We start from the raw sequence: 2,209 nt of genomic DNA on the forward strand, positions 1-2,209 counted from the left end.
CCCGCCACGGCGGAGATCATCCACCGCAGCACCACGGCCGAGCTGCAGGCGGCGTTCAGCGCGTATCTGCCCGGGTGCGCCGAGTGCGATTTCTACGAGATGGAGCTGGGCACGGCTGGCATGATGCGCGGCTACATGGCACGGCAGTGCGACCCCTACTTTACGCTGGAGCGCAAAATACGGCGGTTCCTGAGCATGAGCCTGAGTGCGCTGCAGGTCCCCGCGCAGGAGCGCGAGCAGGTCATCGCTTTTGTGGCGGAGATCGATATGCTTGCCCAGGCGCGGAAGGTGGTAGATGCCGTGCTTGCATCGCTGTCCGTGCAGTTTGATCTGAAAGGATAACAAGGTTTGATGACAAGGAGGGAGTAACATGAAAAAATGGCTGATCTGGTGTTTGACGGTGCTGGCAATGGTGTGCCTGATACCGGGGATCGTGTTAAAAGCGGCGGCAGAAACAGTCCCGGTGCACTGCGCCTTCTGTGGGATTAGGGAAGAACGTGAGGCCCGCAGATACGAAAAATATGATTCGAACTATCATAAGGTTTATGTAACTGAATGCCAGAACTGCCACAACGATGGCAATATTACGCATTTACAGGTACATAGCGGCGGTACCCAAGGTCCCACCTGCACCGAGGGCAAAATCTGTGAAAAATGCGGCGCGGAATACGGCGTTCTCGGTCACGACTGGGGCGCGTGGACGCCTAACTACGCCAGCAACGGCACGCACACCCGCAGATGCAAGCGCTGCAACGCAGAAGAGACTGGAAGCTGCAGCGGCGGCTACGCGACCTGCGACACTCTGGGAATGTGCAATACTTGCGGAGGGAGTTACTACGGCGGTCACGCATGGGGCGAGTGGTCATCCGCCGGCAACGGCACGCACACCCGCAGCTGCACGAACTACTGCCGCGAAGTTGATACTGCAAAGTGTACCGGTGGCAAAGCAACCTGCACCACCAAAGCGGTCTGTGAGGTGTGTGGTGGGGAATACGGCGAAAAAGACCCCAATAACCACGATTTGGTGCATCACGTAGCAAAAGCCCCCACCTGTACGGAAATCGGCTGGGACGCTTACGACCGCTGCATCCGCTGCGGCTATACCACCCGCAAAGAGCTGCCCGCACAGCATGATTTGAAGCAGCACGCAGCAAAAGCCCCCACCTGCACGGAAAAGGGCTGGAACGCTTACGAAACCTGCTCCCGTTGTGACTATACCACCTATACAGAGCTGACCGCACTGAACCATGATTTGGTGCAGCACGAAGCAAAAGCCCCCACCTGTACGGAAAAGGGCTGGAATGCTTACGAAACCTGCTCCCGCTGCGACTATACCACCTATGCGGAGCAGCCCGCACTGAACCATGCTCTGGTGCAGCATGACGCGCAAGCCCCCACCTGTACGGAAATCGGCTGGGATGCTTACAAAACCTGCTCTCGTTGTGACTATACCACCTATGCGGAGCTGCCCGCGCTGAACCATGATCTGGTGCAGCACGAAGCGCAAGCCCCCACCTGTACGGAAATCGGCTGGAACGCTTACAAAACCTGCTCCCGCTGCGACCATACCACCTATGCGGAGCTGCCCGCACTGAACCATGCTCTGGTGCAGCACGCAGCAAAAGCCCCCACCTGTACGGAAAAGGGCTGGGATGCTTACAAAACCTGCTCCCGCTGCGACTATACCACCTATACAGAGCTGCCCGCGCTGAACCATGCTCTGGTGAATCACGACGCGCAAGCTCCCACCTGTACGGAAATCGGCTGGGATGCTTACGAAACCTGCTCTCGTTGTGACTATACCACCTATACAGAGCTGCCCGCACTGAACCATGATTATCAGGCTGTTACCGTAGAGCCTACCTGTGAAACAGACGGCTATACTGTTTTTACCTGCTCCCGCTGCAAAGACAGCTACACCGCAGACCCGACCGATAAGCTGGGACACCAGTTCGGTGCATGGTCCCCGAACGGAACCGGCTCTCAGAGCGCCGATTGTCTGCGGCAGGGCTGCGCGCACACTGGCAGCACGGATTGCCGGAAGTTTACTTTCCGCACTGCGGAAGGCGAAACGCTGACCTTCTGCCCCGTGTGCGGGCAGGCAGAAAACGCCGCGCAGCTGGAAATGATCAACGCCGCAACGGCATGGCCGCTCATCGGAAGCCTTTCTGCGGAGGATGTGACCGCACGGACGAATGGGGAATACCTG

The 2,209-nt window shown here is 58.1% G+C and carries 2 pseudogenes; both read left to right on the plus strand.

Annotated features, from left to right (window positions below):
- Window positions 1-342, plus strand: a pseudogene (locus tag WMO44_RS14785) (TetR/AcrR family transcriptional regulator); the annotation flags it as partial.
- A 28-nt stretch (window positions 343-370) separates the two neighbouring features.
- A pseudogene (locus tag WMO44_RS14790) lies at window positions 371-2,209 on the plus strand (hypothetical protein); the annotation flags it as partial.

This window comes from Faecalibacterium tardum (assembly GCF_040096515.1).
Classification (GTDB): domain Bacteria; phylum Bacillota; class Clostridia; order Oscillospirales; family Ruminococcaceae; genus Faecalibacterium; species Faecalibacterium tardum.